The sequence below is a fragment of the Cupriavidus sp. GA3-3 genome (assembly GCF_000389805.1).
GTDB classification, from domain to species: Bacteria; Pseudomonadota; Gammaproteobacteria; order Burkholderiales; family Burkholderiaceae; genus Cupriavidus; species Cupriavidus necator_D.
On sequence record NZ_KB944461.1, the window covers coordinates 74,779 to 100,233 of the forward strand.

The following is a 25,455-nucleotide window of genomic DNA, read 5'->3' on the forward strand; positions in this document are numbered from 1 at the left end:
CCCCCTGCCCCTCTCCCGCAGGCGGGAGAGGGGAGCAAACCCTCAGAACTTCTTGATTTCCTTGATGCCGTTCTTCTCGTTCACCAGGATGACCTTGGGCTTGTAGGCGGCGATTTCCTCGTCGCTCATCGGCGCGTAGGTGCAGATGATCAGCTGGTCGCCCAGGTGCGCGCGGCGGGCCGCGGCGCCGTTCAGCGAGATCTCGCCGCTGCCGCGCTCGCCCTTGATGATGTAGGTGGAGAAGCGCTCGCCGTTGTTCACGTTGTACAGCTCGATCTTCTCGAACTCCTTCATGTCGGCAGCGTCCAGCAGGTCCTGGTCGATGCCGCACGAACCCTCGTAGTTGAGGTCCGCCTGCGTCACGGTGACGCGGTGGAGCTTGGCGCGGAGCATGATGCGTTGCATGGGTGATACGTCCTTATATTTGATGCAAAAGCAGTGGGCGCATGGCGCCCGTGGAAATTACGCCGCCTCGCGCACGACCTTGCCGTCCCTGCACATCAGGCAGGCCGCGACGATGTCGTCTTCAAGGTTCAGCGTGAACTGGCCGTCCTTGTCGACGACCAGCTTGAGGAAGTCCAGCACGTTGCGGGCATAGAGCGCCGAGGCGTCGGCCGCGACCATGCTGGCCAGGTTGGTGTGGCCGATGATGATGACGCCGTTGTGGTTGACCACTTCGTCGGCCACCGTCAGCGGGCAGTTGCCGCCCTGTGCCGCGGCCAGGTCCACCACCACCGAGCCGGGTTTCATCTGCGCCACGGTGGCTTCCTGCAGCAGCACCGGTGCCTTGCGGCCCGGGATGAGTGCGGTGGTGATGACGATGTCGGCCTGGACCGCGCGCTGGTGCACCAGCTCGGCCTGGCGCTTCATCCAGTCCGGCGGCATCGGGCGGGCATAGCCGCCCACGCCCTGGGCGATCTCGCGCTCTTCATCGGTGAGGAAGGGCACGTCGAGGAACTTGGCGCCGAGCGATTCGATCTGCTCCTTGACCGCGGGGCGCACATCGGAGGCCTCGATCACCGCGCCCAGCCGCTTGGCGGTGGCGATGGCCTGCAGGCCGGCGACGCCCGCGCCCAGGATCAGCACGCGCGCGGCCTTGACGGTGCCGGCGGCGGTCATCAGCATCGGCATGAAGCGCTGGTAGTGGTGCGCGGCCACCAGCACGGCCTTGTAGCCGGCGATGTTGGCCTGCGACGACAGCACGTCCATGCTCTGCGCGCGCGTGGTGCGCGGCGCGGCTTCCAGGGCAAAGGCGGTGATGTTCGCGGCGGACATGCGCGCGTTGTTCTCGGCGTCGAAGGGATTGAGCATGCCGATCAGCACGGCGCCCGGCTTCATCTGCGCCAGTTCGGCGGCGTCCGGTGCGCGCACCTTGAGCACCAGCTGGGCGCCCAGAGCTTCGGCGGCGGTGCCGATGGTGGCGCCGACCGCCTCATACGCGCCGTCGGGCTGGCTGGCGCTTACGCCGGCGCCGGCCTGCACGACCACCCTGTGGCCCTGGGCGACGTACTTCTTGACTGTCTCCGGGGTGGCGGCGACGCGAGTCTCGCCGGCCCGCGTCTCCTGCGGGATGCCGATGTACATCGTCAATTTCTCCTTTAGCTGGCGTCTTGTGTGGTTGGGCGGACCGACGTCTGGCCCGTGCGCGCCGCAAGCTTAAGCCGCAGCGCAACAATTTTTTCGCAGCTTACAGGAATCTGACGTTCAATGGTGACCGGCCGGTCGGCTTTTGCGGCGACCGCCAAAGAGGGAGTTGCAGCCGCCATTCCAGCACCAGCCTGGCTTACCGGCCGGGGGCCATGGCGGGCCGGCGGCGCTGCACGATGGGCCCGCAACCGGTAGAATGCGGGATTGCCTAAAAATTGAGCATCATGTCAAGTGACTGGAATGCCAGCGTGACCGTTGCCGCCGTGATCGAGCGCGGCGGACGCTTCCTGCTGGTCGAAGAGGAAACCGCCGACGGGCTGCGCCTGAACCAGCCCGCCGGGCACCTGGACCCGGGCGAGAGCCTGATCCGCGCAGTGATCCGCGAAACCCTGGAAGAGACCGCGCACACCTTTGAGCCGCGCGCGCTGCTGGGCTGCTACATGGGCCGTTCGCTGTCGTCGCGCACCGGCACCGATGTGACCTATGTGCGCTTTGCCTTTACCGGCGACCTGGGCTCGCTCGATGCGGGCCGCCAGCTCGACACCGGCATCGTGCGCACGGTCTGGATGAGCGCGGAAGAACTGCGCGCCTGCACGGAGCGTCACCGTACGCCGCTGGTGATGGCCTGTGTCAACGACTACCTGGCCGGCAAGCGCTTTGCGCTGGACGCCTTGTACACGCACCCGTCGGCGCTGGCCGCGGCCGTCCCGCTGGGAGCGCAGCCGTGAGTGGTGCCGGAAAACGTGTCGTGGTGGGCATGTCGGGCGGGGTCGATTCGTCGGTCACCGCGTGGCTGCTCAAGCAGCAGGGCTACGAGGTCATCGGCCTGTTCATGAAGAACTGGGAGGACGATGACGACAGCGAGTACTGCTCAACGCGCCAGGACTGGCTGGACGTGGTCTCGGTGGCCGACCTGATCGGCGTCGACGTGGAGGCGGTCAACTTTGCCGCCGAGTACAAGGACCGGGTCTTTGCCGACTTCCTGCGCGAATACTCCGCCGGGCGCACGCCCAACCCCGACGTGCTGTGCAATGCCGAGATCAAGTTCAAGGCCTTCCTCGACCATGCCATGTCGCTGGGCGCGGAAACCATCGCCACCGGCCACTATGCGCGTGTGCGGCAGAACGCGGCCGGCCGGTTCGAGCTGCTCAAGGCGCTCGACCATACCAAGGACCAGAGCTACTTCCTGCACCGGCTGAACCAGGCGCAGCTGTCGCGCACGCTGTTCCCGCTGGGCGAGATCCCCAAGACGCGCGTGCGCGAGATCGCCGCCGAGATCGGCCTGCCGAACGCGAAGAAGAAGGACTCCACCGGCATCTGCTTTATCGGCGAGCGTCCGTTCCGCGATTTCCTGAACCGCTACCTGCCGACCAAGCCGGGCCCGATGAAGACGCCCGAGGGCAAGGTCGTGGGCGAGCATATCGGCCTCGCCTTCTACACGCTGGGCCAGCGCAAGGGCATCGGCCTGGGCGGCAGCCGCGAGGGCAACGGCGACGCCTGGTATGTGGCGCGCAAGGATATGGCGAACAATACGCTTTACGTGGTGCAGGGCCACGACCACCCGTGGCTGCTGACGCCGGTGCTGACCGCGTCGGACCTGTCCTGGGTGGCCGGCGAGCCGCCCGCCGCGGGCGCGGCGATGGCGGCCAAGACGCGCTACCGCCAGAGCGATGCGGCCTGCACGGTGCAGGCGGTGGACGGCGACGCGCTGACGCTCCGGTTTGCCGAGGCGCAATGGGCGGTCACGCCCGGGCAGTCGGCGGTGCTGTATGACGGTGACATCTGCCTGGGCGGCGGCATCATCCAGTAAGCGCTGCCGCTGCACGAAAAAACACCCGCTCGAGGCGGGTGTTTTCTTGTCGGCCGCTGTGGATCAGCCGCGCGGCGGTTCCGTATCGATAAACGACTGGCGCTTGGACAGCTTTTCCTCCAGCGCCGCCAGGTTGGGATGGCGCTCGCGCCAGGCGATCTCGGGGAAGCGGAAATCCAGGTAGGACAGCGCGCAGCCCACCGCCACGTCGGCCAGCGAATAGTGCGTGCCGGTGCAGAAGGGGCGGTCGGCCAGACCGTGCGCCATGGCCACCAGCGCCGCATCGATCTTGCCGCGCTGGCGCTGCACCCAGCGTTCGCTGCGCTCATGCGGCTCGCGCTGGGTGGCCTCCAGGCGCACCAGCAGCGCTGCGTCGAGCAGGCCGTCGGCCAGCGCCTCCCAGCAGCGGACTTCCAGGCGCTCGCGCCCGCCCTGCGGGATCAACCGGCTGACCGGCGTCAAGGTGTCGACATATTCGACGATCACGCGCGAATCGAAGATTGCGCCGCCGTCTTCCATGACCAGGCAAGGCACTTTGCCGAGCGGGTTGAACTGGCCGATCCTGGTCTCGGGCGACCAGACATCCTCTTCGATGAGCTGGCACTCGATCTTTTTCTCCGCCATCACCACGCGCACCTTGCGCGCGTAGGGACTGGTCCGGGATGCATACAGCTTCATATTCTCCCCTTGAGCTTGTTATGAAGTGCATCGTCGCTCTGTGGCAGCGGCGGTGGGGCGCGCGGCTTGCCCGATGCACTTCATAACAGGCTACTGGAACGGCGTGCGCGAGTATACCCGTGGTGCATGGCGAATGCGGGCTTGCGCACCGATGCCCCGCGGCGGCGCTTTACCGCTGCCCGGAGCCGGGGCAGGGGTGGTAAAATCCCGCGTTGCGCAGCGCCGGCGGGCCTGCCGGCGCGGCGTTTTGGACGCATCCGGCCGCATAAGGTCGCTTTTCCGGTCCCTCCCGCCGCCAACGCTGACAGCGCCAGCCCCCGCGGCGCTTCTTGTTCGTCGCCTTCTTCCATTGCCTCCCTTTTCCCGGTTTCCAGCATGACCTCCTCTTCGCTTTCGCCGCTCACCGCCCTGTCCCCGATCGATGGCCGTTACGCCGCCAAGGCCGATGCGCTGCGCGAATGGCTGTCCGAGGCCGCGTTCATGCGCAACCGCGTCAAGGTCGAGGTGCACTGGCTGATCGCGCTGGCGCAGGCCGGCCTGCCCGACATGCCCAAGTTCTCGGCCGCCTCCGAGGCCGCGCTGCTGGCGCTGGTGGACAAGTTCAGCGAGGCCGACGCCGCCCGCATCAAGGAAATCGAAGCCGTCACCAACCATGACGTCAAGGCGGTCGAGTACTGGCTCAAGGAACAGGTCAAGGGCAACGCCGAGCTGGAAGCCGCCAGCGAGTTCATCCACTTCGCCTGCACCTCGGAAGACATCAACAACACCTCGCACGGCATGATGCTCAAGGGCGCCCGCGAAGGCGTGGTGGTGCCGGCGCTCAAGCGCGTGCACGCCCGCCTGGTCGAGCTGGCCAAGCTCAATGCCGCGCAGCCGATGCTGTCGCGCACCCACGGCCAGCCGGCCAGCCCGACCACGCTGGGCAAGGAAATGGCCAACGTGGCCGCGCGCCTGGCGCGCGCGATCCAGCGTATCGAGCAGGTCGAGCTGCTGGGCAAGATGAACGGCGCGGTGGGTAACTACAACGCGCACCTGTCGGCCTACCCGAGCTTCGACTGGGAAGCCTTCTCGAAGCAGGTGATCGAGACCCGCCTGGGCCTGGTCTTCAACCCGTACACCATCCAGATCGAGCCGCACGACTACATGGCCGAGCTGTTCGACGCGATCGCCCGCGCCAACACCATCCTGCTCGACCTGAACCGCGACGTCTGGGGCTATATCTCGCTGGGCTACTTCAAGCAGAAGACCAAGGCCGGCGAAATCGGCTCGTCGACCATGCCGCACAAGGTCAACCCGATCGACTTCGAGAACTCCGAAGGCAACCTGGGCCTGGCCAACGCCGTGCTGCGCCACTTGTCCGAGAAGCTGCCGCTGTCGCGCTGGCAGCGCGACCTGACCGATTCGACCGTGCTGCGCAATATCGGCGTGGCCTTCGGCTACAGCCTGCTGGCCTATGAGGCTTGCCTGCGTGGCCTGGGCAAGCTGGAAACCAACCCCGAGCGCCTGGACGAAGACCTGGACAACTGCTGGGAGGTGCTGGCCGAGCCGGTGCAGACCGTGATGCGCCGCTTCGGCGTGCCCAACCCGTACGAGCAGCTCAAGGAGCTGACCCGCGGCAAGGGCATCTCGCGCGAGGCGCTGCAGACCTTCATCAACGGCCTGGCGATCCCCGACGACGCCAAGAAGCTGCTGCTGGACATGACGCCCGCCAGCTACATCGGCAAGGCCGTGGTGCTGGCCGAGCGCATCTGACGCCACATTTCGCCCCTGAACCGGGGCGACGTGCTGCAAAAGCCATCCGCGAGGATGGCTTTTTGCTTTTCTGGCGCAGCGCGGCGGGCAGGTCACTGCGGCTTTGTGCCGCTTGCGACAGAATGTCACTTCAAAGCATTTGAATAACTTAATGAAGGACTGTCCTTCATCGGCGCACAGCCCGCCGCAATAATGCGAGAATCGTAAGCGCACGGGCGGGCCAGCCCCCGCCGGTGCCTTCCCCAAAATTGTGAAACGCTCCTGCGCGGGGCGAGAGGAATCCGATGCGTTCTACCGCCAACGCCCCCACCGGCTACGGTGCCACCGCGATCGCCTTGCACTGGGTCATTGCGCTGGCGATCTTCGCCGCGTTCGGGCTCGGCCTGTACATGACCGGCATTCCGGGGCTGACGCCGACCAAGCTCAAGCTCTACTCCTGGCACAAGTGGCTGGGCGTGACGATCTTCGCGGTTGCCGTGCTGCGCGTGCTGTGGCGTGCAACCCATGCGGCACCGCCGGTGGCGCCCGGCACGCCGGCCTGGCAGGCCAAAGCCGCGGCCGGCGCCCATCACCTGCTGTACCTGCTGATCGTGATCGTTCCTATCAGCGGCTACCTGTACAGCTCGGCCGCGGGCGTGCCGGTGGTCTACCTGGGCCTGTGGAAGATGCCGGCGCTGCTGGAGAAGAACGACGAACTGAAAGAAATACTCAAGTTTGTCCATATCTGGCTGAACTACCTGATGGCGGCGGTGGTCGTTGTCCATGCGGCGGCGGCGGTCAAGCACCAGTTCGTCGACCGCGACGGCACGCTGGGCCGGATGCTGCCGTTCCTGCGCTGAGGCGCCGCCCCGGCCAACTTTTTCCGTACCGCGGCGCGCTGCGCCGACCCTGACAGGAGTTTTTTGAGATGAAACGCAATTCCCGCCGCGGCTCGCTCGTCATCGCCGCCGTCCTGGCCGCCTCCGGCATCGCAGCCAACCTGGCCTGGGCGCAGGTTGACGCCGCCAAGAGCTCGGTGACCGCGGTCGCGCGCCAGATCGGCGTGCCGATGGAAGGCAAGTTCAGGAAGTTCGATGCCGCGGTCAGCTTCGACCCGGCCAAGCTGGCGACCTCGTCGGCCAAGGTCGAGATCGATGTGTCCAGCTTCGAGATCGGCGACGCCGAGACCACCAAGGAAGTGAAGGGCAAGGACTGGTTCGACGCCGCCAAGTACCCCAAGGCCGTGTTCCAGTCCACCAGCATCAAGAACGGCACGCCGGGCAAGTACGACGTGGCCGGCAAGCTGACCATCAAGGGCAAGACCGTTGACGTGGTGGTGCCCGCCACCTACCGCCAGGAAGGCGCCGTGCAGGTGTTCGAGGGCGCGCTGCCGATCAAGCGCACGGTCTTCAATATCGGCGACGGCGAGTGGAAGGACACTTCCGTGGTGGCCGACGACGTGCAGATCAAATTCCGTATCGTGCTGGCCAAGAAGTAACAAGCAAGGCCGGCATTCCGCTGACGTACCCAATCGGCGTTCGTGAGAACGTTCCGCCCCAACCTGATTTGTCGGGAGATTCCATGAAACTGCGTTCCCTCGTTGCCGCCGTCGCGGCCATTTCCGCAACCGCCGCCTTCGGCGTGGCTTCGGCCAATACCGTGACCTACAACCTCGATCCGACCCACACCTACCCGAGCTTCGAGGCCGACCACCTGGGCGGCCTGTCGACCTGGCGCGGCAAGTTCGACAAGTCCAGCGGCGTGGTCACGCTGGACCGTGCCGCCAAGGCGGGCTCGGTCGAGGTCAAGATCGACCCGGCTTCGATCGATTTCGGCAATGCCAAGCTGAACCAGCACGCCAAGGGCCCGGACATGTTCGACGTGGAAGCCTTCCCCGAGGCCGTCTACAAGGGCAAGTTCTCCAAGTTCAAGGGTGACGTGCCGACCGAGGTTGACGGCATGCTGACGCTGCGCGGCGTGTCCAAGCCGGTCAAGCTGGAAATCCGCGATTTCAAGTGCATCCAGCACCCGATGCTCAAGCGCGAAGCCTGCGGCGCCGATGCCGTGGGCCATTTCAACCGTGCCGACTTCGGCCTGGACTATGGCGTGAAAATGGGCTTCAAGCCCGAGGTCAAGCTTGCCATCCAGGTGGAAGGCGTGCGCGCGGACTGAGCGTGCCAGCCCGCTGCGGCGGGCTTCCAGGCAGTCAAGGCCGGCCATGCCGGCCTTTTTTATTGTCCGGCATCATTCAGGGGCCTGCCAGGGCACTTGGTTGTACGACCCCCGACGGGCACAGTACAATGGCCCGCGGCAATTCCTCCTTGATCGGGGCATTGCTACTCCTGCCAAGGCGGGGGCAGCCATGCCCGCAACCGGCTAAAGCGCATCACTATGAGCATTCGCTGCATGTCCCGATACCGGTAGCCGCCCCCGCGACCTCCTCGCCCCTCATGCTGTACCCGGCCGTTCTGCCCTGGCTGTATGGCCCGCAGCGTTTCTCGGTTTTCCCTGGCGCAATACCGTGTATTCCAAAACGCAAATCGATCCGGTAGTTAGTTTCCGCAACTCGCAGGGCGAGCAGGTGCGGGGCACGATTGTCAATCTCCAGAGAAAGTCTCTGGTGATGGAAATCTACAATCCGTATTCGATCGTGCAGGTCAGCGAGGTGCTGAGCGAACTCAGCGTCCGCATGGGGGCCAAGAACGCCTACCTCGGCAAGGCCGTGGTGATGAGCCTGGTGAATACCGGCCTGACCGCCGTGGTGTCGCTGACGCTGATCGACGAATGGCGCGAACTGACGGACCTGACCAACGAGCCCAAGTCAGTCGCGCGCGAAGCCGAGCTTTTTGTGCAGGACTGGGACACGCGCTTCAATATCCGGCGCGACTACCAGATCGTGGTCAACGAGATGCGCGCGTTCCTGTCCGAAGTGTCGCGCTGGGTCGAGCAGGTCGACATGACCGAATCGCTGCCCAAGATTGAAGGCAAGCTCCGCGAAGACGTCTTCTACGAGCTGGCCACGCCCATCATGGTCAAGACAAAGACCTACCTGGATTGGCTTGAGGGCGAGGCCCAGCGCGTGGATCCGGAGATCGCGCCGGTGCACCGCACTTACGCGCAGTCGGCGCTGCACCCGCTCTTGCTGCGGGCGCCGTTCGTATACCGCACCTTCACCAAGCCGCTCGGCTATGCCGGCGACTACGAGATGGTGAACCAGATCCTGAACGACCCGCAGCAGGGTCCCACCACCTATTTCCAGATCGTCAACACCGCCTTCCTCAAGGCGGCCGTGGCGACCGCGCACCGCAACCGCATCGAACTGCTGATCGATTTCCTGACGCGCCAGGCCGATCGCGCGCGCGCCGCTGGCCGGCCGTTCCGCGTGCTCAACGTGGGCTGCGGCCCTGCCTTCGAGATCCAGCGCTTCGTGCGCGAATACCCCAACCCCGAACTGCTGTCGTTCCAGTTGGTCGACTTCAGCGAAGAGACGCTGGAGTTCACGCGTAGCTCGATCGAACGCTCGGCCACCAGCGCCGGGAGCAAGGTTGCCATCGAGATGGTGCACCAGTCCGTGCATGAACTGCTCAAGCGGCGTATCTCGCCGGACGATACCAGTGCAAGGGAGTTCGACGCGGTCTATTGTGCGGGCCTGTTCGACTACCTGTCCGACAAGGTGTGTACGCGGCTACTCTCGTATTTCGCCTCCCGCTCGCGACACGGAGGACAGATTCTGGTAACCAACGTCCACGCCGACAATCCTGAGAAATTCGGCATGGAACACCTGCTGGAGTGGTACCTGATCTACCGCGACGACGCGGGCATGGCGCAGCTACTGCCTGAAAATTCGCACTCGCACCGCATTTACGGCGATGCCACCGGCGTCAACGTATTTGCGGAAGCCACCATTGACTGAAGCAGTCCTTGCGGGGCACGCCATGAGCACCAACCAACTCTACGCCGGCTACCAGTCCGAGCTGGCTGACTTTCGCCTGGCATTCAGCCGTGGCGGCGCCTATACCGCGATCGCGCTGGTTCTGCTCGGCGTCGGGCTCGATTACGGCCAGTATCCGCAGCAGCAGCTTGCCTTCGGGGTGGCGCGCGTGTTGGTGTCGTTGTTGATCGCGGGCGTGGTGGTGGTGCTGTACAGCGCTGCGGGGCGCCGCTTCGCGCCATGGCTGACGCTGACGTGGCTGCTGCTGCCGCAGATCATGATTGCGTGGATGATCTGGCAGACTGAAGGGGCGCAGTCGCCATACTACGTCGGGCTTAACCTCGCGATCTTCGCGTCGGGCATCGCGCTGCCGTTCGGCTTGTGGCAGAACCTTGTGTTCGGCGTACTCTCGTACCTGCTGTACGTCCTGGCATGCCTGTTCCACCCCGGCGGCATCGAGCCGGTGGGCGCTTTTATCGCCAATTCACTGTTCCTGCTGTTCGCCGCGGCGGCCAGCGGGGTCTATACCTTCTTCAACGAGCGGGCGCGCTTCATGTTGTTCCGTCTGAAGGACGAGGTCGCCGAGAAGAATACCGAGCTCGAGGTGATCAACCGCCGGCTGGCCGACATCAAGGGCCAGATGCTGCAGCAGGAGAAGATGGCCGCCATCGGTACGCTGGCGGCCGGGCTGCTGCACGAGGTGAACAACCCGGTCAACTTCTGCCTGATGGCGATCGAAGTGGCGATGGAAGAGCCGCAGGCCAAGGAGAACCCTTCGCTGGAAGAATGCCTGGTCGACGCCAAGCAGGGGATGCAGCGCATCCAGCATATCGTCTCCGACCTCAAGACCTTTGCCTACCGCAAGCCGGGCGCCGAGGTGGAAGGCACGCCGTTCCTGTTCGAGAAGGCGCTCGATTCGTCGATCCGCCTGACCGCGCATGAGCTGCGCGGCGTCAGCCTCAGCCGCGAACTGCCTGCCGACACCCTGGTGCTGGGCGACGAGGCGGCCATCATCGGCGTGCTGATCAACCTGTTCTCGAATGCCGCGCTGGCCATGCGCAAGGCGGGCACGGTCGCGCCCGCGATCCATACCACGGCCCGCTGGGACAACCACCGCCTGCACGTCATGGTGCGCGACAACGGCCCTGGCATCCCCCAGGAAAACCTGGCGCGCGTGTTCGAGCCGTTCTTCACCACGCGCGAGGTGGGGCAGGGGCTTGGCCTGGGCCTGTCGATCAGCTACGCGGTGGTGGAACGCCACGGCGGGCAGCTGTATGCCGAGAGCGAACTGGGCCAGTGGACCGCGTTCAGCTTCGACCTGCCGCGTGCGGAGTAACCAGCCATGAGCGAAGCGAAGCAGGCACGGCTTGCCGTCCTCTATGTCGACGACGAGGAGATGGCGCGCAAGTATTTCGCCCGGGCCGCCGGCAGCGACTATGAGGTGCTGGTGGCAGACAGCGCCGACGAGGCCCTGGCGGTGCTGCGCGCGGACCCCGCCCGCGTGGCGGTGCTGGTGACCGACTTCCGCATGCCCGGGCGCGACGGCGGCCAGCTGCTGCGCCAGGTGGCGCAGGAATACCCGCAGATCGTGCGCATCCTGGTCACCGCCTATGCCGACAAGGATGTGCTGCTGGAAACGGTCAACAGCGGCGAAGTCTTCCGCATCCTGGAAAAGCCGCTGAGCGTGGCCGACCTGCGCGAGGTGCTGGCAGGCGCCGCCGAGCGCCACCGCGAGCGCACCCTGCGCCAGCACCGGCTGATGGCGATCGACGAGACCCTGGCCTTCCTGGCGCATGAGCTGAATACCCCGCTGGCTGCCATCGCCAACTTTGCCCACGGCATCCGCGGACGTGTCGCCGGCGAGTACAGTGCGCAGCGCCAGGCCGAGATCGGCCAGGCGGCCAGCGCCATGTACGACAACGCCCAGTATTGCCTGGCGGTGCTGTCGTCGTTCCTGCAGTCGGTGCGCAACAGTGCCGGCAGCACGCCGGCGCGGCCCGATGCCGGCGCCGAGGTCAGCGCCGGCTCGCTGGTCACTTCGCTGCTGGACAGCTACCCGTTCGCAGGCGACCAGCGCAGCTGGGTGCAGGTGGAGATGCACGGCGATTTCCCGGTGCAGACGCTGCCCAACTGCGTGGCGCTGGTGCTCTCCTCGGTGATGAGCAACGCGCTGCGGGCGCTGGGCAGTGTCGGCACGCCGGCGTTGCGCTTTGTGGTGGTGGCGCAGCCGCGCCCGGAAATCCGCATCTGCGACAACGGGCCGGGGATTGCGCCGGAAGTGATGGAGCGGTTGCTGGTCGACCCGGTCACCACCCACGCCAGTGCCGGCGGCAGCGGCCTGGGCATGATTTTCTGCAACCGCGTCATGCAGTCGTTTGGCGGCGGCATCCGGATCGAATCCGCATCCGGTGCCGGCACGACGGTGACGCTGGACTTTCCAAGTTTCAAGAGTCGAAAGCATAGGAGTGACCGATGACCGAACCGAATGCCACGCAGGCACCACCCCCGGCGATTCTGTTCGTCGATGACGAAGCGACTGCAGTCAAGTATTTCCAGCGTGCCATCGGGGCGCTGGCACCGGTGGCCACCGGCGGCTCCGTTGAAGAGGGCAAGGCCTTGCTCGACGCCCACGCAGACAGCCTCGCGGTGCTGGTGTCGGACCAGCGCATGCCGGGCGAGTATGGCAACGAACTGCTGCGCTACGCGCGCGAGCGCTACCCGCATATCGTGCGCATCCTGACCACCGCGTATTCGGAGCTCGACCAGACCGTCGAGGCGGTCAACCAGGGGCAGATCCACCGCTACATCAAGAAGCCGTGGGACATCACCGCGCTGCGCATGGAGCTGAAGCAGGCGCTGGAACTGGCCGGCCTGCGCAAGGAACGCGACCAGCTGCTGCGCGAGAAGCTGTCCGTGCTGCAGACCCAGACCGTGGCCTCGCGCATCGGCATGGTGCATGCGCTGTGCGCCAGCCTGATCGGGCCGGGCCGTTTCCAGCCGGTGGAGACCTACCTCGCGGCGGTCGACCTGGCCGGCGCGGGCAGCGTCGAGCCGGACTGGCAGCGCATGGACTACGCCGACCTGGTGCGGGCCGAGGCCGAGCGCAGCGGCAGCTTCGGCCATGCCGTCGGCACGCGCCTGGCGGGCCTGCGCAGCGCCAACGCGGGCAAGGGGGCGGCCGATGCCGTCGCGGTAATCGCCGACGCGCTGGGCAGCGAGGTGGTGCGCCGCGATGGCGATACCGTGGTCTGGACCGCGCCGGCCACGTTGGCCGAGTACCTGGTGCAGCCGGTGGGCGCGCCGGTGTCTGCCGCGCATGCGGCGTGGCTGGCCAGCCTGCTGTGGCTGGACGAGGCCGGCGGTGCGCTGCAGTTTGCGCGCGATGGCGACGCCATCCTGTGCCGTGCCGGCCAGCGTACCGAGTTCTTCGCGGCCGACCGGCTGGCGGCGTGGATCGAGCGCTTTGCCGAGCAACGTTGACATGGAGCCGGGCTGTAGCCGGTGAGGTGCAGGCTGACATGGCAAGCAAGACGATCGGTGCGGCCGCTGCCGTAGCCGCCAGGCGCAGGGGGCGGCCCGCGCGCTCCGCGCAGAACGTCGATACGCAGCGCGCAGCGATTGTCGAGGCGGCGCGAACCATCCTGGTTTCCGCGGGACTCGAGGCAGCGTCCGCCAGGCGGATCGCGTTGGCGGCCGGCATCGCCCCGGCGACCCTCTATCTGTATTTCGAGAACATCGAAGTCCTTTACGCCGCGGTGCTGGGCGAGTCCCTGCTCCAGTTGCAGCAATACGTGCGCGCGGCCACCGGCGATGTCCCGCCCCCGGCAAAGCCCGCCGGCGACGCAACGCCGGCGCGGGCCCGCGCCGCGGCATCACGCGACATTCGCCCGAGGGGATCTGGTTCAAGGAGTGTGCCGAGCGCTACGGTTTTGCCGCCGCCGTGGAATGGCGCGATTCCGGCCGCCCCATCCCCGAGCCCGAGCCGGGACAGGACCGCGAGCCGCTGATGCCGGCCCCGCCCGCGGGAGCGCGCTCACGCTGGTCAGGCCAGGCATAACACCGGCCGACCGCGGAAAAAAACAAAGGCGCCCGGGGCGCCTTTGTTTTCGTGGGCGGCAAGCCGTCAGGCCTGCGCGCCGTAGTTGGGGTCGTTGCGGTCGGTCGAGTCGGACTTCTTCTCGCCCTTGACCAGGTCCTCGCGCTTGACGCCCAGCCACATCGCCAGCGCCGCGGCCACGAACACCGACGAGTAGATGCCGAACAAGATGCCGACCGTCAGTGCCAGGGCAAAGTAGTGCAGCGTGGGGCCGCCGAAGAAGAACATCGACAGCACCATCATCTGGGTCGAGCCGTGGGTGATGATGGTGCGCGAGATGGTGCTGGTGATCGCGTTGTCGATGATCTCGTGGGTGCTCATCTTGCGGAACTTGCGGAAGTTCTCGCGGATCCGGTCGAAGATCACCACCGATTCGTTGACCGAGTAGCCCAGCACCGCCAGGATCGCCGCCAGCACCGACAGCGAGAATTCCCACTGGAAGTAGGCGAAGAAGCCCAGGATGATGACCACGTCGTGCAGGTTGGCGATGATGCCCGCCACCGCGAACTTCCACTCGAAGCGGAACGACAGGTAGATCACGATGCCGGCCACCACGCACAGCAGCGCGAGCAGGCCGTCGGTGGCCAGCTCCTTGCCCACCTGCGGGCCGACAAACTCCACCCGTTGCAGCTTCACGTCAGGCGAGGCCGCCTGCAGCGAGGTCATCACCTGCTCGCTCTGCTGGGCCGAGGTGACGGGCTTGCCGTCCGGGCCCTTCTGCAGCGGCAGGCGGATCATCACGTCGCGCGAGGTGCCGAAATTCTGCACCTGCACGTCGGTATAGCCCAGCTTGCCCACCTGGCCGCGGATCTTTTCCAGGTCGGCGGTCTGCTGGTAGCTGACTTCCATCACCGTGCCGCCGGTGAATTCGATCGACAGGTGCAGGCCCTTGTGCCAGAGGAAGAACACGGCTGCGGCAAACGTCAGGAAGGAAATCACGTTGAAGACCAACGCGTGCTTCATGAACGGAATGTCGCGCCGGATGCGGAAGAATTCCATGTTGAATCCTGTTCTGTACTGCTAGTTGTTGCTGCTCGCCTTACTTGGCGACCGGCGTGTCGGTGGTGTTGCCCGGCTTCCAGATCTGGCCGATGGCCACGCTCTGCAGCTTCTTCTTGCGGCCGTACCAGAGGTTGACCAGGCCGCGGTTGAAGAACACCGCCGAGAACATCGAGGTCAGGATGCCCAGGCAGTGCACCACGGCAAAGCCGCGCACCGGGCCCGAACCAAAGGCCAGCAGTGCCAGGCCGGCGATCAGCGTGGTCACGTTGGAGTCCAGGATGGTGGCCCAGGCGCGGTCGAAGCCGACCGCGATCGCCATCTGCGGCGACGCGCCCGCGCGCAGTTCCTCGCGGATGCGCTCGTTGATCAGCACGTTGGCGTCGATGGCCATGCCCAGCACCAGCGCGATGGCGGCAATGCCCGGCAGCGTCAGCGTGGCCTGCAGCATCGACAGCACCGCGATCAGCAGCAGCAGGTTCACGCCCAGCGCCACCACCGAGAACACGCCGAACAGCATGTAGTACAGGATCATGAACACGCCGATGGCGGCAAAGCCGTAGGCGACCGAGTCAAAACCCTTCTGGATGTTGTCCGCGCCCAGCGACGGGCCGATGGTGCGCTCTTCGATGATCTCCATCGGCGCGGCCAGCGAGCCGGCGCGCAGCAGCAGCGCCAGGTCGTTGGCGGCTTCGGTGGAGTAGGAGCCGGTGATCTGGAAGCTGGAGCCCAGTTCGGACTGGATCGTCGCCACCGTCAGCACTTCGCCCTTGCCCTTTTCGAACAGCACGATCGCCATCGGCTTCTTCAGGTTCTCGCGCGAGACGTCGCGCAGCACGCGTCCGCCCTGGGCGTCGAGCTTGATGTTGACCGAAGGCTGCTGGTTCTGGTCGAAGCCGGCCGAGGCGCTTTCAATGCGGTCGCCGGTGAAGATGACCTGCTTCTTCAGCACCACCGGGGCGCCGTTGCCTTGCGTGAAGAGCTCGCTGCCGAACGGGATCGGGTCGCCCGGGCGCGGGCTGCGCGGTGCGTCGTTGTCGACCAGGCGGGCTTCGAGCGTGGCGGTGCGGCCGATGATGTCCTTGGCCTTGGCGGTGTCCTGCACGCCGGGCAGCTGCACCACGATGCGGTCGGCGCCTTGCTGCTGGATCACCGGCTCGGCCACGCCAAGCTCGTTGACGCGGTTGTGCAGCGTGGTGATGTTCTGCTTGACCGCGGCATCCTGCACGGCCTTGCGGGCGGCTTCGGTGAAGGTGCCGACGATATTGTTGCCGTCCATGGCGAAGGCGACTTCGCGCAGGTTGTCGGCCAGCAGCGGACGCGCGCGGTTGGCGTCGTCGGCGTTGTTGAAGCGCACCGTCAGGCGCTCGCCATCGCGGTCGATGCCGCCGTGGCGGATGCTCTTGTCGCGCAGCAGGGTGCGCGCGTCGCCGCCCAGGCTGTCGAGCTTCTTGTCGACCGCGCCCTTCATGTCGACCTGCAGCAGGAAGTGCACGCCGCCGCGCAAGTCCAGGCCCAGGTACATCGGCAGCGCGTGCATGGCGGTCAGCCAGCGCGGCGAGCCCGACAGCAGGTTCAGCGCGACCACATAGGTGGGGTCGGCCGCGTCGGGGTTGAGCGTGCGCGACAGGATGTCCTTGGCCTTGAGCTGCTCGTCGGTGGTGCGGAAGCGCGCCTTGACCGAGCCGGACTGGCCGGAAATATCAAAAAAGACGCCGTCAGGCTGCAGCTGGTTCTGTGCCAGGATCTCTTCGACCTGCTTCTGCATCGACAGGTCGACCTTGACCGTGGCCTTGCCCGAGGACACCTGCACCGCAGGCGCCTCGCCGAAGAAATTCGGCAAGGTATAGATGATGCCGATGGCCAGGGCCACCAGGATCACGAGGTATTTCCAAAGCGGATAACGATTCATCTCTGGCCAGTCATTCAGCGGTTGGCGGGGCCGGCGCTGGCGTGGCGCACCACGTCGGCGGGGCCGAACCGGTTTGGCAAACAGCCGCCTGGCAACCACGGATCGAAGCCACGGGGGCTTCGTCGGGCTGGATCAGGCGGCTGCCGGGGCATGCGCGAACGGGCATGCCGGAAAAGACAAAGGCGGGAGTCGCGCGCGCGATCGGTGGATCAGAGCGCCTTCAGCGAGCCCTTCGGCAGCACCGTCGTCACGGCGTTCTTCTGCACGGTGATTTCCGTGCCTTCGGCGATTTCCAGGCTGACGTACTGGTCGGTGACCTTGGTCACCTTGCCCAGGATGCCGCCGGCGGTCACGACTTCGTCGTTCTTGGCCAGCGCTTCGAGCATTGCCTTGGCTTCCTTCTGACGCTTCATCTGCGGGCGGATCATGATGAACCACAGCACGCCAAACATCAGGATGATGGGCAGGAAGCTCATCAGGCCGCCAGCCGCGCCGCCGGTACCGGTGGTCTGGGCAAATGCGTTAGAAATCAGCACGTTGATTCTCCGTCACAAAATTAGTCAAATAATCGATCATTCTACCATTCGCATTCCGCCCACCCTTGGCATTCTAGGGCGGAATACGGGTTTGTTCGGGTGCGCCCGGGACAACTTGCGGCAGGGGGCGGCAAGGCCGGGCGCTCCGGATCGCGGCTCGCCCCCGGATGACCCGGCTATTCGACCGCCGGCAGCGCAAAAGTTCGCGCCAGCGGGCATTGTCACTGCGTGCCGCGGGCGCGGTCAGCGGCGAACTGGCGCCGGAAGTCGGCAAAGCGGTGGTGCTCGATGGCTTCGCGCATCTCGCGCATCAGTTGCAGGTAGTAGTGCAGGTTGTGGATGGTATTGAGGCGCGCGCCCAGGATCTCGCCTACGCGGTGCAGGTGGTGCAGGTAGGCGCGCGAGAAGTTGCGGCAGGTGTAGCAGGCGCAGCTTTCATCGAGCGGGCGCGGATCGTTGCGGTGCGCCGCGTTCTTGATCTTGACGTCGCCGAAGCGGGTGAAGAGCCAGCCGTTGCGTGCGTTGCGGGTGGGCATCACGCAGTCGAACATGTCCACCCCGGCGGCGACGCCGGCGACCAGGTCTTCGGGCGTGCCCACGCCCATCAGGTAGTGCGGCTTGTGGGCCGGGAGGCGCGGCGCGACGTGCTCGAGCACGCGCATCATGTCTTCCTTGGGCTCGCCCACCGACAGCCCGCCGATGGCAAAGCCGTGGAAGTCCAGCTCGGACAGGCCGGCCAGCGATTCGTCGCGCAGGTCTTCGTACATGCCTCCCTGGACGATGCCGAACAGCGCGTTGGGGTTGGCCAGGCGCTCGAACTCGTCGCGCGAGCGCTTGGCCCAGCGCAGGCTCATGCGCATCGACTTGGCCGCTTCCTCGTGCGTGGCGGCGCGGCCGTCGATCTCGTACGGCGTGCACTCATCGAACTGCATCACGATGTCGGAGTTCAGCGTGCGCTGGATCTGCATCGAGATCTCGGGCGACAGGAAAAGCTTGTCGCCATTGACCGGAGATGCGAACGTGACGCCATCTTCAGTGATCTTGCGCAGATCGCCGAGCGAAAACACCTGGAAGCCACCGGAATCGGTCAGGATCGGCTTGTCCCAGCCGATAAACTTGTGCAGGCCCTCGTGGGCGTTGACCACGTCCAACCCGGGGCGCAGCCACAGGTGGAAGGTATTGCCCAGGATGATGTGCGCGCCAATCTCGTTCAGTTCCAGCGGCGACATCGCCTTGACCGAGCCGTAGGTGCCGACCGGCATGAAGATCGGCGTCTCGACCACGCCGTGGTTCAGCGTGACGCGGCCGCGGCGGGCGTTGCCGTCGGTGGTGATGAGTTCGAAGTTGAGCATGGCTTGTGATTCTGGATTCAGGCGCCGGGCTGGCGGGTCAGCAGCATGGCGTCGCCGTAGCTGAAGAAACGGTAGCGCTGCTCGACCGCATGGCGGTAGGCGGCGCGGATGGCTTCCACGCCGGCCAGTGCCGACACCAGCATCAGCAGCGTCGACTTGGGCAGGTGGAAGTTGGTGATCAGGGCATCGACCAGGCGGAAGCGGTAGCCGGGGGTGATGAAGATATCGGTGTCGCCGCTGCCGGCGGCGAGCGTGCCGTCGGCCTGCGCGGCCGATTCCAGCGCGCGCAGCGAGGTGGTGCCGACCGCGATCACGCGGCCGCCGCGTGCGCGGGTGTCGCGCACGGCCTGGGCCAGGTCTGCGGAGACGGCGTACCACTCCGAGTGCATCTTGTGCTCGGCCAGGTTCTCGGTGCGCACCGGCTGGAAGGTGCCGGCGCCCACGTGCAGCGTCAGGAAGGCGCGCCGCACGCGGGCGGCATCGAGCCGCGCGAACAGCGCATCGTCGAAATGCAGGCCCGCGGTGGGTGCGGCCACCGCGCCCGGGCTGCGCGCGTAGACGGTCTGGTAGCGGGTCTCGTCGTAGGCGTCCGGGTCGTGCCTGATATATGGCGGCAGCGGCAGGCGGCCGTAGCGCTCGATCAGGTCCAGCGCCGGTTCGGGGAAGCCCAGCGTGAAGAACTGGTCCACACGCGGGCCCACGGTGACGGCGAAGGCGCCGTCAGCCAGGTGCAGTATGCTGCCCTCGGTCGGGGTCTTGGAGGCGCGCACCTGGGCCAGCACGGTGTGGCTGTCGACCACGCGCTCGACCAGCACCTCGATCTTGCCGCCGCTGGGCTTGTGGCCGAAGAAGCGCGCCTTGATCACGCGGGTGTCGTTGAAGACCAGCAAGTCGTCGGGACGCAGGTAGTCGACGATGTCGCTGAAGGCGCGGTCGACCATGCGCACCGCGTCGGCGGTGTCGGCCGGGGCCAGCCGTTCGACCACCAGCAGCCGGCTCGCGCTGCGGTCGGGCAGCGCACTCTGGGCAATCAGTTCTGGCGGCAGCGGGAAATCGAAATCGGAAAGCGTCAACATCGTGGGAGCGGCGGGCTGCGCGATCCCATGCAGGCCGGAGCGGGGCACAAAACGGCACTCCGCTGCCCGTGGTGGCAGCCGGCATGGGTACAATCGGCGAATCCGATATTGTAAGGCCACGGGCGCGCTTGCCGCCGGGCCAGGCGTGATGCCGGCTATTCGCCGGCGCCGCGCCAGCCAACCCCGCAGCACGAGAGCGACCGCTGCCAACTTTTTCGCCGATGCCCGGAACCGCCGCTGAACCGATCCACGACCCCGCCGACGCCGCCAAGGAAACGGCGGCGCCCGCGCGCGGCAAGGCCGGCGAAGCCAGGGGCAAGGCCGCCGCCTCCGGCACGTCTTCCGCGGCCGCGCGCCTGGCCAAGCTCGGCCTGCGCCGTCCCGTCGACCTGGTGCTGCACCTGCCGATGCGCTATGAGGACGAGACCACGCTGGCGCCGATCGCCGAGGCGATCCACCGCGCCGGGCTCGGGCTGCCGGCGCAGGTGGAAGGCGAGGTCATCTCCAACGAAGTCACGTTCCGGCCGCGCCGCCAGCTGGTGGTCAAGATCGCCGACGACAGCGGCGAGCTGACGCTGCGCTTCCTGAACTTCTACGGCAACCAGACCAAGCAGATGGCCGAAGGCGTGCGCCTGCGCGTGCGCGGCGAGGTGCGCGGCGGCTTCTTCGGCGCCGAGATGGTCCACCCGACGGTGCGTCCGGTGGTGCCCGGCGAAGCGCTGCCCGACCGCCTGACGCCGGTGTATCCGTCCACCGCCGGCATCCCGCAGGCCTATCTGCGCAAGGCTATCGGCGGCACGCTGTCGCGCACGCCCATGCCCGAGACGCTGCCGCGGGCGGTGCTGGAGGGGCCGCTGGCACGCCTGCACCTGCGCCCGCTGGCCGACTGCCTGCGGCTGCTGCACGCGCCTCCGCCGCAGGAGAGTGAGGCCGCGCTGGCCGACCGCTCGCACCCGGCCTGGCAGCGCATCAAGTTCGACGAACTGCTGGCGCAGCAGATCTCGCTGCGGCGCGCGCACGCGGCGCGGCGCGAAAAGACCGCGCCGACCATGCCGCGCCGCGAGGGCGGCCTGCTGACGCGCTTCCTGGCCGCGTTGCCGTTCCGGCTGACCGGGGCGCAGCAGCGCGTGGTGGAAGAAATCGCCGCCGACATGACGCGCCCGCACCCGATGCACCGGCTGCTGCAGGGCGACGTGGGCAGCGGCAAGACCATCGTCGCCGCGCTGGCGGCCTGCCAGGCGATCGATGCCGGCTACCAGGCCGCTTTGATGGCGCCCACCGAAATCCTGGCCGAGCAGCACTACCGCAAGCTGTCCGCATGGCTGGAGCCGCTGGGCGTGCCGGTGGCGTGGCTGGCCGGCAGCCAGAAGGCACGCGACAAGCGCGAGGCCGTGGCGCGCGTGGAATCGGGCCAGGCGCAGCTGGTGATCGGCACCCACGCGCTGATCCAGGACACCGTGCGCTTTGCCAAACTGGGGCTGTCGGTGGTCGACGAGCAGCACCGCTTCGGCGTGGCGCAGCGGCTGGCGCTGCGCGGCAAGGCCGGTGCCGCCGATACCCCCGATTCAGCGGCGACCGCGGCCGAGACCGTGCCGCACCAGTTGATGATGTCGGCCACGCCGATCCCGCGCACGCTCGCCATGACTTACTACGCCGACCTCGATGTGTCGGTGATCGATGAATTGCCGCCGGGCCGCACCCCCATCGTCACGCGCCTGGTCAACGACGAGCGGCGCGACGAAGTGATCGGACGCATCCATCACGCCGCCGCCGAAGGCCGCCAGGTCTACTGGGTGTGTCCGCTGATCGAGGAAAGCGAGGCGCTGCAGCTGCAGACCGCGGTGGAGACCTATGAAACGCTGGTGGCCGCGCTGCCCGACCTGCGCGTGGGCCTGGTGCACGGGCGCCTGCCGCCGGCCGAGAAGGCCGCGGTGATGGACGACTTCAGCGCCAACCGCATGCAGGTGCTGGTGGCCACCACCGTGATCGAAGTGGGCGTGGACGTGCCCAATGCCTCGCTGATGGTGATCGAGCACGCCGAGCGCTTCGGCCTGGCGCAGCTGCACCAGCTGCGCGGGCGGGTGGGGCGGGGCAGCGCCGAATCGGTCTGCCTGCTGATGTACCAGGCGCCGCTGTCGCCGACCGCGCGCGAGCGCCTGGCGACCATGCGCGAGACCACCGACGGCTTCGAGATCGCCCGGCGCGACCTGGAGATCCGCGGCCCGGGCGAGTTCCTGGGTGCGCGCCAGTCCGGCGAAGCGATGTTGCGCTTTGCCGACCTGCAGACCGACGCGTGGCTGGTGGAATACGCGCAGGAGGCGGCCGAACTGATGCTGGCGCGCTACCCGGAAGCGGTGGAAGCGCACCTTTCGCGCTGGCTGGGTGGGCGCGAGCACTACCTCAAGGCTTGATCGCGGGCTGGTTTTTCGACGGGATGTGCGCCATCCAGCGCACCCGCCAGTCCGCTGCGGGCTATTCGGGCTGGCGCTCTGACAGAAGCGGCAATCGAAGGTAAAATCTATCGCCTACCGGAAACTGATAAGTCATGACGCTCACCGAACTCAAGTACATCGTCGCCGTGGCGCGCGAGCGCCATTTCGGCCGGGCCGCCGAAGCCTGCTTTGTGTCGCAGCCGACGCTGTCGGTCGCGATCAAGAAGCTGGAAGACGAACTCAACGTGCAGATTTTCGAGCGCGGCACCTCCGAGGTGTCGGTGACGTCGGTCGGCGAGCAGATCGTGGCGCAGGCCCAGCGCGTGCTTGAACAGACCATGGCCATTCGCGAGATCGCCAAGCAGGGCAAGGACCCGCTTGCGGGTCCGCTGCGCGTGGGCGTGATCTACACCATCGGGCCGTACCTGCTGCCGTCGCTGGTCAAGCAGATGATCGAGACCGTGCCGCAGATGCCGCTGATGCTGCAGGAGAACTACACCCACAAGCTGATCGAGCTGCTCAAGCAGGGTGAGATCGACTGCGCGGTGATGGCCGAGCCGTTCGCGGATTCGGGCCTGACGGTGCGCCCGCTCTACGACGAACCCTTTGTCGTCGCCGTGCCGCGCGGCCACCAGCTGGCGCAGGCGCGCTCCATCGACCCCGATGAACTGAAGCAGCAAACCATGCTGCTGCTGGGCAGCGGCCACTGCTTCCGCGACCATGTGCTGGGCGTGTGCCCGGAACTGTCGCGCTTCTCGCAGGCGGCCGATGGCATCCAGAAGACCTTCGAGGGCTCGTCGCTGGAAACCATTCGCCATATGGTGGCCAGCGGGGTCGGCATCACCGTGCTGCCGCGCACCTCGGTGCCCGACCTGAAGGCCAAGGGCGACATGCTGTCCTATGTGCCGTTTGCCGATCCGGTGCCCGACCGGCGCGTGGTGCTGGCCTGGCGCAAGAGCTTCACCCGGCTGCCGGCTATGGAAGCGCTGGCCAACGCCGTGGCCGCGTGCGAGCTCGCCGGCGTGCGCAAGCTGGACGCCAAGGAGCTGGCCGAAGCGGCCTGATCTTCCTGCCCCCACAGTACCGGCATTTCCCTCGGCCGCACCGGAGATTCCGTTGCGGCCGTTGTCATTTCCGGCCCCGCAACGGGGTATTTCAGGGACCTGTCTTCGGGCGGTCACCTTCCGCTGCGATAAGTTGCAGAAATCCCAGATAGATTTGACCTAATGCATAGGTATAAATAATTGAATTCTCAATTCGATAGATCGTTGGTAGGCTGACTCCTGTCGATGCAGATGGCATCGACCTGAGACAGGAACCAATGATGAGCACCAGCGCCCAGTTCTCTCCGACAACAATCAACGGGCGCCCGTTTCCCCTCCGCGTGGGGCGCTGCCTGCTCGATTGCCTTGCCTGCTATGCCGCCGCGCTCTGATGCGGCGTTCCCTTTCAGCCTACCCACAAAGAGGAAAAGATGAGCAAGAAGGACACCCTTACCACTGCCGCCGGCGCACCCGTCGCCGACAACCAGAACGCGCAGACGGCCGGTCCGCGCGGCCCGATGCTGCTGCAGGATGTCTGGTTCCTCGAAAAGCTGGCCCACTTCGACCGCGAGGTCATCCCCGAGCGGCGCGTGCATGCCAAGGGCTCGGGCGCTTATGGCACGCTCAAGGTCACCCACGACATCACCAGGTACACCAAGGCTTCGGTCTTTGCCCAGGTCGGCAAGGAGACGCCGCTGTTCATCCGCTTCTCGACCGTGGCCGGCGAGCGCGGCGCGGCCGATGCCGAGCGCGACGTGCGCGGCTTCTCGATCAAGTTCTACACCGACGAAGGCAACTGGGACGTGGTCGGCAACAATACCCCGGTGTTCTTCGTGCGCGACCCGCTCAAGTTCCCGGACTTTATCCACACGCAGAAGCGCAATCCGCGCACCAACCTGCGCGACCCGATCGCGGTGTGGGACTTCTGGTCGCGCCATCCGGAATCGCTGCACCAGGTCACCATCCTGATGAGCGACCGCGGTCTGCCGCAGAACTACCGCCAGATCCACGGCTTCGGCTCGCACACGTACTCGTTCATCAACGCGAACAACGAGCGCTTCTGGGTCAAGTTCCACTTCAAGTCGCAGCAGGGCATCGCCAACTGGACCAATGAAGAAGCGGCCAAGGTCGTGGCAACGGACCGCGAAAGCGCGCAGCGCGACCTGTTCGAGAACATCGAGCAAGGCAATTTTCCGCGCTGGAACCTGCGCGTCCAGGTCATGCCGGAGGCCGATGCGGCCAAGTACCACATCAATCCGTTCGACCTGACCAAGGTCTGGCCGCACAAGGACTACCCGCTGATCGACGTGGGCGTGCTCGAGCTCAACCGCAACCCGGACAACTACTTTGCCGAGGTCGAGCAGGTGGCGATGAATCCGGCCAATATCGTGCCGGGCATCGGCTTCTCGCCCGACAAGATGCTGCAGGGGCGGCTGTTCTCGTACGGCGACACGCAGCGCTACCGCCTGGGGATCAACCACAACCAGATCCCGGTGAATGCGCCGAAATGCCCGTTCCACAACAGCTTCCACCGTGACGGCGCGATGCGCGTGGACGGCAACCAGGGAGGCAAGCTCAACTACGAGCCCAACCGCGAAGGCGCCTACGCCGCCAGCGAACGCGCGATCGAGCCGCCGCTGGCACTGGATGGTGCCGCCGACCACTGGGACCACCGCGTCGACCCGGACTACTACAGCCAGCCCGGCGCGCTGTTCCGCCTGTTCGACGAAGGCCAGCGCCAGCGCCTGTTCGCCAATATCGCGGCGGCGATGCAGGGCGTGCCTGAGGCGATCGTGCGCGTGCAGCTGGAGCACTTCACCAAGGCCGACCCGGCCTACGGCGAGGGCGTGAAGCGCGCGCTCAACCTGAAGTAAGCGGCAGCCTGGCGCGGCGCCCCTGGCGGGATGCCGCGCCGCGGAGAACGATGATGGCGATGATCCGGTTGTTTATCCAAGAGTGGCGACAGCTGTGGCATGACGGGCACGACCAGCCCCGGCGCGCCGATGCCGCGCGGCTGCGCCACAAGCTGTGGCGCAAGGAAATCGGCGCCGCCGTGATCGTGCTCGGCGCGACCGTGATGTTCAGCGAGGTGGCCCGGGGTTTGGCCGGGATTGCCGGCTAGTGCAATAATGCGGGTACTGCGCCGCCCGGCCCCAAAACATGGCAAGCGCCGGCGGCGCCCCTCGTGGCTTTACCAGAACGGAGCGTATTT

Annotated in this window: 23 protein-coding genes; 15 read left to right on the top strand and 8 right to left on the bottom strand. The window is 66.4% G+C overall.

The genetic code is table 11. The features are described from left to right. Window positions 1-42: 42 nt before the first annotated feature. On the bottom strand, window positions 43-405 hold the full coding sequence (gene panD, locus C265_RS03040; protein WP_010815077.1) for an aspartate 1-decarboxylase: 363 nt from the start codon (window positions 403-405) through the stop codon (window positions 43-45). Between the two features lie 57 nt (window positions 406-462). Beyond that, window positions 463-1,584, bottom strand: a complete 1,122-nt coding sequence (locus tag C265_RS03045; RefSeq protein ID WP_010815076.1) for a Re/Si-specific NAD(P)(+) transhydrogenase subunit alpha — start codon at window positions 1,582-1,584, stop codon at window positions 463-465. A 287-nt stretch (window positions 1,585-1,871) separates the two neighbouring features. On the opposite strand from C265_RS03045, the gene C265_RS03050 reads away from it, so the two are divergent. Together C265_RS03050 and mnmA are read left to right on the top strand one after the other, a co-directional pair. After that, on the top strand, window positions 1,872-2,375 hold the full coding sequence (locus C265_RS03050) for an NUDIX hydrolase (RefSeq protein WP_037023515.1): 504 nt from the start codon (window positions 1,872-1,874) through the stop codon (window positions 2,373-2,375). Next, window positions 2,372-3,457: a tRNA 2-thiouridine(34) synthase MnmA gene (gene mnmA, locus C265_RS03055; RefSeq protein ID WP_010815074.1), complete on the top strand. Its 1,086-nt coding sequence runs from the start codon at window positions 2,372-2,374 to the stop codon at window positions 3,455-3,457. Before C265_RS03050 ends, mnmA begins: the two co-directional genes overlap by 4 nt. 63 nt (window positions 3,458-3,520) lie before the next feature. Here the strand turns inward: mnmA and C265_RS03060 are convergent, their stop codons facing one another. Beyond that, entirely contained in the window at window positions 3,521-4,135 is a 615-nt protein-coding gene (locus C265_RS03060; RefSeq protein WP_010815073.1) for a glutathione S-transferase C-terminal domain-containing protein, read from the bottom strand. Between the two features lie 375 nt (window positions 4,136-4,510). Here C265_RS03060 and purB point away from each other — a divergent pair, with 375 nt between their 5' ends. From purB to C265_RS32650, 9 genes are all read left to right on the top strand, one after another. Further along, window positions 4,511-5,887 (top strand): adenylosuccinate lyase, encoded by a 1,377-nt coding sequence (purB, locus tag C265_RS03065; protein ID WP_010815072.1) that lies wholly within the window; start codon window positions 4,511-4,513, stop codon window positions 5,885-5,887. A gap of 284 nt (window positions 5,888-6,171) precedes the next feature. Next, on the top strand, window positions 6,172-6,726 hold the full coding sequence (locus C265_RS03070; protein WP_010815071.1) for a cytochrome b: 555 nt from the start codon (window positions 6,172-6,174) through the stop codon (window positions 6,724-6,726). 68 nt (window positions 6,727-6,794) lie between these two features. After that, window positions 6,795-7,364: a YceI family protein gene (locus tag C265_RS03075; protein ID WP_010815070.1), complete on the top strand. Its 570-nt coding sequence runs from the start codon at window positions 6,795-6,797 to the stop codon at window positions 7,362-7,364. Between the two features lie 83 nt (window positions 7,365-7,447). Next, window positions 7,448-8,038, top strand: coding sequence for a YceI family protein (locus C265_RS03080; RefSeq protein WP_010815069.1), 591 nt, complete (start codon window positions 7,448-7,450; stop codon window positions 8,036-8,038). 349 nt (window positions 8,039-8,387) lie between these two features. After that, window positions 8,388-9,779, top strand: a complete 1,392-nt coding sequence (locus C265_RS03085) for a class I SAM-dependent methyltransferase (RefSeq protein WP_010815068.1) — start codon at window positions 8,388-8,390, stop codon at window positions 9,777-9,779. 22 nt (window positions 9,780-9,801) lie between these two features. After that, a complete protein-coding gene (locus C265_RS03090; RefSeq protein ID WP_010815067.1) occupies window positions 9,802-11,133 on the top strand; it encodes a sensor histidine kinase in 1,332 nt (443 codons plus the stop codon). 6 nt (window positions 11,134-11,139) lie between these two features. Then, entirely contained in the window at window positions 11,140-12,273 is a 1,134-nt protein-coding gene (locus tag C265_RS03095) for a hybrid sensor histidine kinase/response regulator (RefSeq protein ID WP_010815066.1), read from the top strand. Beyond that, window positions 12,270-13,277 (top strand): response regulator, encoded by a 1,008-nt coding sequence (locus tag C265_RS03100; RefSeq protein WP_010815065.1) that lies wholly within the window; start codon window positions 12,270-12,272, stop codon window positions 13,275-13,277. Before C265_RS03095 ends, C265_RS03100 begins: the two co-directional genes overlap by 4 nt. A 38-nt stretch (window positions 13,278-13,315) precedes the next feature. After that, window positions 13,316-13,804, top strand: a complete 489-nt coding sequence (locus C265_RS32650) for a TetR/AcrR family transcriptional regulator (RefSeq protein ID WP_052181590.1) — start codon at window positions 13,316-13,318, stop codon at window positions 13,802-13,804. A 116-nt stretch (window positions 13,805-13,920) separates the two neighbouring features. On the opposite strand, the gene secF is transcribed toward C265_RS32650, so the two are convergent. The 5 genes from secF to queA all read right to left on the bottom strand — a co-directional run bounded on the left by secF (window position 13,921) and on the right by queA (window position 19,768). Beyond that, a complete protein-coding gene (gene secF, locus C265_RS03110) occupies window positions 13,921-14,892 on the bottom strand; it encodes a protein translocase subunit SecF (RefSeq protein ID WP_010815063.1) in 972 nt (323 codons plus the stop codon). A 40-nt stretch (window positions 14,893-14,932) separates the two neighbouring features. Further along, window positions 14,933-16,804 (bottom strand): protein translocase subunit SecD, encoded by a 1,872-nt coding sequence (secD, locus tag C265_RS03115; protein WP_010815062.1) that lies wholly within the window; start codon window positions 16,802-16,804, stop codon window positions 14,933-14,935. Between the two features lie 209 nt (window positions 16,805-17,013). Next, the gene (gene yajC, locus C265_RS03120) at window positions 17,014-17,340 is read right to left on the bottom strand and encodes a preprotein translocase subunit YajC (protein ID WP_010815061.1); all 327 of its coding nucleotides are present in this window, start codon (window positions 17,338-17,340) and stop codon (window positions 17,014-17,016) included. Window positions 17,341-17,561: 221 nt separating this feature from the next. After that, window positions 17,562-18,692: a tRNA guanosine(34) transglycosylase Tgt gene (gene tgt, locus C265_RS03125; protein ID WP_010815060.1), complete on the bottom strand. Its 1,131-nt coding sequence runs from the start codon at window positions 18,690-18,692 to the stop codon at window positions 17,562-17,564. A 17-nt stretch (window positions 18,693-18,709) separates the two neighbouring features. Further along, window positions 18,710-19,768 (bottom strand): tRNA preQ1(34) S-adenosylmethionine ribosyltransferase-isomerase QueA, encoded by a 1,059-nt coding sequence (gene queA, locus C265_RS03130; protein ID WP_010815059.1) that lies wholly within the window; start codon window positions 19,766-19,768, stop codon window positions 18,710-18,712. 221 nt (window positions 19,769-19,989) lie between these two features. Here queA and recG point away from each other — a divergent pair, with 221 nt between their 5' ends. From recG to C265_RS03150, 4 genes are all read left to right on the top strand, one after another. Beyond that, complete coding sequence (recG, locus tag C265_RS03135; protein WP_010815058.1) at window positions 19,990-22,179, top strand: ATP-dependent DNA helicase RecG; 2,190 nt, start codon at window positions 19,990-19,992, stop codon at window positions 22,177-22,179. Between the two features lie 134 nt (window positions 22,180-22,313). Further along, complete coding sequence (locus tag C265_RS03140) at window positions 22,314-23,264, top strand: LysR substrate-binding domain-containing protein (protein WP_010815057.1); 951 nt, start codon at window positions 22,314-22,316, stop codon at window positions 23,262-23,264. A gap of 410 nt (window positions 23,265-23,674) precedes the next feature. Further along, window positions 23,675-25,117: a catalase gene (locus C265_RS03145; RefSeq protein WP_010815056.1), complete on the top strand. Its 1,443-nt coding sequence runs from the start codon at window positions 23,675-23,677 to the stop codon at window positions 25,115-25,117. A 50-nt stretch (window positions 25,118-25,167) separates the two neighbouring features. Then, window positions 25,168-25,365 carry a hypothetical protein gene (locus tag C265_RS03150; protein WP_037023517.1) on the top strand — a complete coding sequence of 66 codons (198 nt, stop codon included), beginning with the start codon at window positions 25,168-25,170 and terminating at the stop codon, window positions 25,363-25,365. Window positions 25,366-25,455 lie beyond the last annotated feature (90 nt).

What these genes read in the sequence shown, in the direction of transcription:
- C265_RS03080 (WP_010815069.1), top strand. Translation starts at nt 7,448, where the DNA reads ATGAAACTGCGTTCCCTCGTTGCCGCCGTCGCGGCCATTTCCGCAACC.
- C265_RS03095 (WP_010815066.1), top strand. Translation starts at nt 11,140, where the DNA reads ATGAGCGAAGCGAAGCAGGCACGGCTTGCCGTCCTCTATGTCGACGAC.
- C265_RS32650 (WP_052181590.1), top strand. Translation starts at nt 13,316, where the DNA reads ATGGCAAGCAAGACGATCGGTGCGGCCGCTGCCGTAGCCGCCAGGCGC.
- C265_RS03150 (WP_037023517.1), top strand. Translation starts at nt 25,168, where the DNA reads ATGATGGCGATGATCCGGTTGTTTATCCAAGAGTGGCGACAGCTGTGG.
- C265_RS03050 (WP_037023515.1), top strand. Translation starts at nt 1,872, where the DNA reads ATGTCAAGTGACTGGAATGCCAGCGTGACCGTTGCCGCCGTGATCGAG.
- C265_RS03075 (WP_010815070.1), top strand. Translation starts at nt 6,795, where the DNA reads ATGAAACGCAATTCCCGCCGCGGCTCGCTCGTCATCGCCGCCGTCCTG.
- C265_RS03045 (WP_010815076.1), bottom strand. Translation starts at nt 1,584, where the DNA reads ATGTACATCGGCATCCCGCAGGAGACGCGGGCCGGCGAGACTCGCGTC.
- C265_RS03140 (WP_010815057.1), top strand. Translation starts at nt 22,314, where the DNA reads ATGACGCTCACCGAACTCAAGTACATCGTCGCCGTGGCGCGCGAGCGC.
- C265_RS03060 (WP_010815073.1), bottom strand. Translation starts at nt 4,135, where the DNA reads ATGAAGCTGTATGCATCCCGGACCAGTCCCTACGCGCGCAAGGTGCGC.
- secF (WP_010815063.1), bottom strand. Translation starts at nt 14,892, where the DNA reads ATGGAATTCTTCCGCATCCGGCGCGACATTCCGTTCATGAAGCACGCG.
- tgt (WP_010815060.1), bottom strand. Translation starts at nt 18,692, where the DNA reads ATGCTCAACTTCGAACTCATCACCACCGACGGCAACGCCCGCCGCGGC.
- purB (WP_010815072.1), top strand. Translation starts at nt 4,511, where the DNA reads ATGACCTCCTCTTCGCTTTCGCCGCTCACCGCCCTGTCCCCGATCGAT.
- recG (WP_010815058.1), top strand. Translation starts at nt 19,990, where the DNA reads ATGCCCGGAACCGCCGCTGAACCGATCCACGACCCCGCCGACGCCGCC.
- C265_RS03070 (WP_010815071.1), top strand. Translation starts at nt 6,172, where the DNA reads ATGCGTTCTACCGCCAACGCCCCCACCGGCTACGGTGCCACCGCGATC.
- panD (WP_010815077.1), bottom strand. Translation starts at nt 405, where the DNA reads ATGCAACGCATCATGCTCCGCGCCAAGCTCCACCGCGTCACCGTGACG.
- C265_RS03100 (WP_010815065.1), top strand. Translation starts at nt 12,270, where the DNA reads ATGACCGAACCGAATGCCACGCAGGCACCACCCCCGGCGATTCTGTTC.
- secD (WP_010815062.1), bottom strand. Translation starts at nt 16,804, where the DNA reads ATGAATCGTTATCCGCTTTGGAAATACCTCGTGATCCTGGTGGCCCTG.
- C265_RS03145 (WP_010815056.1), top strand. Translation starts at nt 23,675, where the DNA reads ATGAGCAAGAAGGACACCCTTACCACTGCCGCCGGCGCACCCGTCGCC.
- queA (WP_010815059.1), bottom strand. Translation starts at nt 19,768, where the DNA reads ATGTTGACGCTTTCCGATTTCGATTTCCCGCTGCCGCCAGAACTGATT.
- C265_RS03090 (WP_010815067.1), top strand. Translation starts at nt 9,802, where the DNA reads ATGAGCACCAACCAACTCTACGCCGGCTACCAGTCCGAGCTGGCTGAC.